The following is a 6664-nucleotide window of genomic DNA, read 5'->3' as shown; positions in this document are numbered from 1 at the left end:
TAATCAGCTCCATATTTTGCTGATTTAGCTCAGTTGGTAGAGCAGCTCATTCGTAATGAGCAGGTCGTAGGTTCAAGTCCTATAATCAGCTCCATCTGGAACATCAGGCTTTCGAGAAATCGAAAGCCTTTTTTGTTGTCCGCCCCTGCCTCCATCTGCCATCATCTGCTATAATAATGGAAGAGAGCAGAGCTTTGAAGCGATGAACAGGAGGAATCATCATGAAGATTGCAATGGCAAATGACCATGCCGGCACAAAACTCAAGAACGAGATCAAGGCGTATCTTGAGAGCGAAGGCCATGAAGTCAAGGATTTCGGCACGTACGACGAAGAGTCCTGTGACCTGTCGGACTTCGTCTACCCGGCTGCACTCTCCGTCGCAAAGGGTGAATGCGACCGCGGCATCTTTGTCGACGGCGTCGGCTACGGCAGCGCGATGATCGCCAACAAGCTGCGCGGCATCTTCGCCGTCGTCTGCCAGGATCCGTTCTGCGCCGCCCTCGCCCGCCAGCATAACGACAGCAACGTCCTCTGCCTCGGCGGCAAGATCATCGGCCCGGCCATCGCCATGGAAATCGTCAAGACCTGGATGCACACCGATCCTCTGACCGCCGAAAAATACCGCCGCCGCGTCAAGAAAGTCCAGGAAATCGACACCAAGCACTGTGTCGCTGTAAAATAAACGGCCGGAATCGGCTATCCTCACATAGAAAAGCCCAGGCATCATGCCTGGGCATTTTATCTATACGCGATCGCCTTTGTCGCGGCAGTAATTGACGAGCAAGTCAATAAAGGCGCGCGCCGCATGCGACAAATACGCCTTTTTGCGCCAGGCGACGAGTGCATGGCGGCGTGGGCGCGTCGGCAGCGCCGCATAACACGGTCGCGTCTCCGGCTGGAAGGCGCGCAGGAGCGTCATCGGCAGCAGCGTCGCGCCGAGGCCCGCAGACGCCAGTGTCAGGGCCGTCTCCATGCTGCGTGTCTGCAAGTAGATCTGCGGGACAAAGCCGGCTTCCGCGCACAGTGAGAGAAGCTGTTGATGGAGCTTCTGCTCGCTGTGCATCTGAATGAACGGCGTGTCTTTCAGGAGACCGATTGGCAGGAGCGGCAGCGTGCCATGGCAGTCCTGCGGCAGATGGTACTTCTTGGACAGTTCATGATTGGCCGGCAGGACGAGAACCATCTCCTCCGAATAGAGCTCTGCAAACGAGAAGGCATCCTCATCGACCGGCTGTGTCGCGATGATGAGGTCGACGTCACCAGAGAGCACCGATTCCTCCAAACGCTTCGAGGTGTGCTCCGCCAGCTGCAGGCGGATTCCCGGATATTCCGCCTGGAATTTCGGCAGGAATGACGCGAGGAAGTACGTACTGCGGAACGGCGAACTGCCGACGACGAGGTTCCCCTGCGCGCAGCCGAGCTCATCCTCGACATAGCGGCGGAACTCTGTGTCAAGCTCCATGATCTGCTGTGCCGTCTTCAAGTACTTCTGCCCAATGGTCGTCGGGCGCAGCGGCTTCAAGCTACGATCGAAGAGCGGCGCACCGACCTTTTTTTCGACACTCTTCAAGAGCTGCGAGAGCGAGGGCTGCGAGATATAGAGTTTCTCTGCCGCACGCGAGATAGAGCCCATCTCATAAATGGTCCGGATATAATGAAAATGACGGATCTCCAAGCGAATTCCTCCTAGTATAAGAATTATCCTATGAAATCAATAAGTAATTTTGCAAATCATGATATATGTGATTTTTAGAACAAAATCGCTAAAATGGCAGTATCCTTTGATATGTAAGAAATACATGCACAGTATTCATGATATATCTCTATTTTATCATATATTTTAGATTATGTCTTAGATAAAATATCTAGTATTATACTTATATTCAATTTCATACTATAATAAAGACATCAAATCAAGAAAGAAATGGATAAAAACAAGAATTCTGTAAGGAGGTCTTCCCCATGTCGTTAACGTATTATTTCCTGCCGACCCGCAATGTATTTGGTGAAGGTGCCGTCAATGAAGCCGGCAAGCTCATGAAGAGCCTAGACGGCACGCATCCGATGATCGTCACGGATGCCTTTCTTGCAAAATCCGGCATGGCCGACCAGGTCAAGAAGATCCTCGAAGATGAGGGGCTGCCGACGTACATCTTCGGCGGCGCTGAACCGAACCCGACAGACAAGAACGTCGTGGCTGGCGTGGCGGCCTTCAAGGAGCAGGGCTGCGACTCCATCATCTCTCTCGGCGGCGGTTCTTCGCACGACTGCGCGAAGGCCATCGGCCTCATTGCGGCCAACGGCGGCGAGATCTACGACTACGAGGGCATCGACATCTCCAAGAACAAGATGGTGCCGCTGATGGCCATCAACACAACGGCTGGCACGGCCTCCGAGATCACGCGTTTCTGTATCATCACGGACACGCGCCGCAAGGTCAAGATGGCCATCCTCGACTGGCGCGTCACGCCGCAGATCGCCATCAACGACCCGGTTCTCATGAAGGGCATGCCGCCGCGCCTCACGGCCGCAACGGGCATGGACGCTCTGACGCACGCCATCGAGGCATACGTCTCCTCCGCCGCCAACCCGCTGACGGATGCCGCCGCCCTGCAGGCCATCAACATGATCCAGAAGTACCTGCCGAAAGCCGTCGCCAACGGCGATTACCTCTACGCCCGCGACAAGATGGCCTATGGCCAGTACCTCGCAGGCATCGCGTTCAACAACGCTTCGCTCGGCTACGTCCACGCCATGGCTCACCAGCTCGGCGGTTTCTACAATCTGCCGCACGGCGTCTGCAATGCCATCCTGCTGCCGTACGTCTGTGAGTTCAACCTCATCAGCAACCTCAACCGCTTCCGCGACATCGCCCGCGCGATGGGCGAGATGATCGACGGCCTCAGCACGAATGATGCCGCCGACAAGGGCATCAATGCCATCCGCCGCCTGAGCCGCGAAGTCGGCATCCCGCAGACGCTCAAGGAACTCGGCGTAAAGCCAGAGGACTTCGAGCTCATGGCAGGCAACGCCCTCAAGGACGCCTGCGCCCTGACGAGCCCGCGCAAATACACGAAGGACGAGGTCGTCGAGCTCTACCGCCGCGCCTACGAAGGCGACTGGGTTGACTCTACGCTCTGATTCCCCTATAATCCCCCGCATAAAAGAGGCTGCCGTATCGGCAGCCTCTTTTGATATGCCTGCTTCTTCCAATTTCTATCAAGCCCCATCAATTCCCATCAATATCACATCAATTCGCATTCCCGCCATCATGACAGCAAGATTTTATAGTCCTGTTTCCACACACCTCCGTCCCGCTTGAATCATCCCTGTACTTTTCAAAAAATTACACCAAAAAAACGAAGAATACACGGTGCACTTCATGCTATAATAAACATAAAGTTAATCAAGAAGAACAATATAGATAACAAAAAATTGTTCAATAGCAGTCAGAGAAAGGCGGTTATCACAATGATTAAAGTTGGTATTATCGGTGCAGGCCGTATCGGTCATGTACATGGCGAGAGCATCTCGAAGTTCGTCAAGAACGCAACGGTCAAGACGATTGCTGATCCGTTCATGAACGAGAAGACGGAAGCTTGGGCAAAGTCCCTCGGCATCGAGAAGACGACGAAAGATTACCATGAGATCCTCAACGATCCTGAAATTGAAGCCGTCCTGATCTGCGCTTCCACGGACCAGCATTCCCCGCTCTCCATCGAAGTACTGCGCGCCGGCAAGCACGTCTTCTGTGAGAAACCGATTGACCATGATGTCAATAAGATCAAGGAAGTTCTCGACGTCGTCAAAGAGACGGGCAAGAAATACCAGGTCGGCTTCAACCGCCGCTTTGACCACAACTTCAAGGCTATCCGCGATGCTGTCGTCGCCGGAAAAGTCGGCAAGCAGCAGATCATCAAGATCACGTCCCGTGATCCGGAACCGCCTTCCATCGATTACGTAAAGATTTCCGGCGGTATCTTCCTCGACATGACGATTCATGATTTCGATATGGTCCGCTATCTCTCCGGCGCAGAAGTCGAGGAAGTATATGCAGAGGGCTCTGTCACCGTCGATCCGGAAATCGGCAAGGCTGGCGACATCGATACGGCCATCATCACGCTGAAGCTCGACAATGGCGCTACGGCTGTCATCGACAACTGCCGTGCCGCTTGCTATGGCTATGACCAGCGCGCTGAAGTCTTCGGCACAAAGGGCTGCGTCGCCATCTCCAACGATTCGGATTCCAATGCAGTCTACAGCTGCAAGGACGGCGTCATCGCCGAGAAGCCGATGTTCTTCTTCCTCGAGCGCTACATGATGGCTTATGCAAACGAAGTCAATCAGTTCGTCGAAGCGATCGTCAACGACACGCCGACCCCGGTCAATGCAAACGACGGCCTGCAGCCGGTCCTCATTGGCCTCGCTGCCAAGAAGTCGGTCGAAGAGCATCGCCCGGTCAAGATTGCAGAGATCCGCGCCCAGTACGGCCTCTGATTCAACATCATCTTCTACCGATCCTGAACCCAATCATTTATTCCTTCGTTCCTCTCCGTGCGGCACCCCCTGCCGCATGGTTCCATACCAAATCAAAGGGCCCCTTCCTCGGGGTCCTTTTTGTTATAAGTATATGTTATATATTGATTTATTCTTGATAAATTCATGATAAAATATTTGCACATATATGTGCACTCTGCTAAAATAGAACCAGATACATGATGCAGAATGATTATGTTACGATCTATTTGATATATGCACTCTGTCAGGAGGGGAGTTTGTTGCTTCAGTATTTTCCCAATCACCGCTATCGTTCTACCTTCTGCAAGAACTCCACACCGCGTCTCGAATACGTCTGTCACGTCGGAGCAGATGCCTCGCATATGCCGCGAAGCATGCACGAGCATGATTATCTCTGTGAAGTCGTGCTCATCACGCAGGGTGCGGGCATCTACATGATTGACGGACAGCGCTACACGGCGCAGAAGGGCGACCTGATCTTTTACAACAGCCATACCGTCCACGACGAATTCGGTGGCAGTGGCAGCAACCTGGCAACCTACTGCATCGCGATCAACGGGCTCCGCATCGAGGGACTACCCGTCGATCATCTGCTGCCGGACGGATACTGCCCCATCCAGCCAACGAAGCAGCACTTCTCCGAGATCCTGAACCTCTTCGCAGCCATCGAGCAGGAGGCAAAGGCGCACGCTGAGATTGCCAACTATCTCACCATGGCACTTGCCGCCAAGCTCACAGCGCTCCTGCGCGAAGAAGGTGTAAAACAGCGCCAGCAGACGCCGACGCTCGCGGCAAAAGCCCGCGCCTTCATCGACAAGAACTACAAAGAGAACATCCGCCTCGGTGACATCGCCGCTGCCACACATACGAATGCCTATTACCTCTCTCACCTCTTCAAGGCAGAGATTGGCCTCTCACCGATGAAGTACGTCATCCTGCGCCGCATCGGCGAGGCTCAAAACCTCTTGATCAACACAGACATGACAATCACCCAGATTGCCGCTCAGGTCGGCTACAACAACTCCAATTACTTCCAGAACGTCTTCAAGGGCGCGCTCGGCATGACACCGGGCGAATACCGCCGCAAATGGACAGTCTGACCAAAGGCCCGACAGAGTCATCGCACTCTGCCGGGCCTTTTGCACCTTCATCCCTCCAGGGCAACATTGGGATGATTTTGTACCATGCCTATCGTATGAAAGTATGCCAGCCGCAACGCTTGGCGCTGTGGCTGGCATACTTTCATTTTATATGTCGCTTGCTCGTATCTTCCAGCACTGCTCAAGATTCGATGGCAACCGGCTTGTCTTCTTTGTACGACTGCGTCGTGGCAAAGGCAATCTATGTTGATTTCGTGCCATCTTGACACTCCCCATACCTACAGGCAGGGGATTCTTGGTTCGACAACCACTGCGCCGCCTCCAAAGAATTGGCGTCTTACACGATTTCCCCAAGCGTGAATTCCCGTGTGCCCCACGGTACATATTTATTTCAGCTTATGCCGCTGTGGATCTGTCCTCCAAAGCCTTGCGCAGGATATTCTTTGCAGCGTTCACGTCCCTGTCGTGATGCGTTCCACACGCCGGGCAATCCCATTCGCGAACCTTCAGATCCTTCGTCAGCGGGTTCTGATAGCCGCAAAGACTGCAGGTCTGGCTCGACGGGTAGAAGGTATCCACTTTCAGCAGTTCGCCGCCGTGCAGTTCCGTCTTGTACGCAAGCTGGCGGAAAAACTCACTCCAACTTACATCGGAAATCGACTTTGCAAGTCTGTGATTCCGAAGCATTCCTTTGATATTCAAGTGTTCCACGGCGACCGTTTGGTTTTCACGGGCAAGCCGTGTGGACAACTTGTGCAGGAAGTCCTTGCGAATGTTTGCAATGCGTTCATGGAGGCGTGCAACACAGATACGGGCTTTCTCTCGATTCCTTGATTTCGGCATTTTGCGAGAGAGCCGCCTCTGTTCTCGACGGAGCTGGCGCTGGAGGCTCTTGAGCGGGCGCGGACTCGCCACCGTATTGCCGTCGCTGTCCGAATAGAACGCTTTCAGACCAACGTCAATGCCAATCTGCCTGCCGCCGTTTGGATGAAGCAGCGCCGTTTTGTCCATCTCGACGCAAAGGGAAACAAAGTATGTTCCAGAA

At 53.7% G+C, this 6664-nt stretch carries 6 protein-coding genes and 1 tRNA gene; 5 read left to right on the top strand and 2 right to left on the bottom strand.

The genetic code is table 11. The features are described from left to right. Positions 1–18 precede the first annotated feature (18 nt). Positions 19–94, top strand: a tRNA-Thr gene (locus tag T518_RS10780). Positions 95–221: 127 nt separating this feature from the next. Then, positions 222–683, top strand: a complete 462-nt coding sequence (locus tag T518_RS10775) for an RpiB/LacA/LacB family sugar-phosphate isomerase (RefSeq protein ID WP_036378843.1) — start codon at positions 222–224, stop codon at positions 681–683. 60 nt (positions 684–743) lie between these two features. Here the strand turns inward: T518_RS10775 and T518_RS10770 are convergent, their stop codons facing one another. Beyond that, complete coding sequence (locus tag T518_RS10770) at positions 744–1676, bottom strand: LysR family transcriptional regulator (RefSeq protein WP_051652320.1); 933 nt, start codon at positions 1674–1676, stop codon at positions 744–746. Positions 1677–1963: 287 nt separating this feature from the next. Here T518_RS10770 and T518_RS10765 point away from each other — a divergent pair, with 287 nt between their 5' ends. From T518_RS10765 to T518_RS10755, 3 genes are all read left to right on the top strand, one after another. Next, positions 1964–3142 (top strand): iron-containing alcohol dehydrogenase, encoded by a 1179-nt coding sequence (locus T518_RS10765; protein WP_036378842.1) that lies wholly within the window; start codon positions 1964–1966, stop codon positions 3140–3142. A 330-nt stretch (positions 3143–3472) separates the two neighbouring features. Beyond that, positions 3473–4498, top strand: coding sequence for an inositol 2-dehydrogenase (gene iolG, locus T518_RS10760; RefSeq protein WP_036378840.1), 1026 nt, complete (start codon positions 3473–3475; stop codon positions 4496–4498). A 281-nt stretch (positions 4499–4779) separates the two neighbouring features. Continuing rightward, on the top strand, positions 4780–5619 hold the full coding sequence (locus T518_RS10755; RefSeq protein WP_036378838.1) for a helix-turn-helix transcriptional regulator: 840 nt from the start codon (positions 4780–4782) through the stop codon (positions 5617–5619). Positions 5620–6015: 396 nt separating this feature from the next. Here the strand turns inward: T518_RS10755 and T518_RS10750 are convergent. Further along, positions 6016–6664: RNA-guided endonuclease TnpB family protein (locus T518_RS10750; RefSeq protein WP_036378835.1), on the bottom strand; the 649-nt coding region annotated here is incomplete at its 5' end.

The sequence above is a fragment of the Mitsuokella jalaludinii DSM 13811 genome (assembly GCF_000702905.1).
Lineage (GTDB): Bacteria > Bacillota > Negativicutes > Selenomonadales > Selenomonadaceae > Mitsuokella > Mitsuokella jalaludinii.
Note: the sequence above shows the minus strand (reverse complement) of the source record. Positions and strands in the feature narration are given on the sequence as shown.

Excerpts from the sequence above, each read along its gene's own strand:
- T518_RS10765 (WP_036378842.1), top strand. The coding sequence starts at position 1,964 with ATGTCGTTAACGTATTATTTCCTGCCGACCCGCAATGTATTTGGTGAA.
- iolG (WP_036378840.1), top strand. The coding sequence starts at position 3,473 with ATGATTAAAGTTGGTATTATCGGTGCAGGCCGTATCGGTCATGTACAT.
- T518_RS10775 (WP_036378843.1), top strand. The coding sequence starts at position 222 with ATGAAGATTGCAATGGCAAATGACCATGCCGGCACAAAACTCAAGAAC.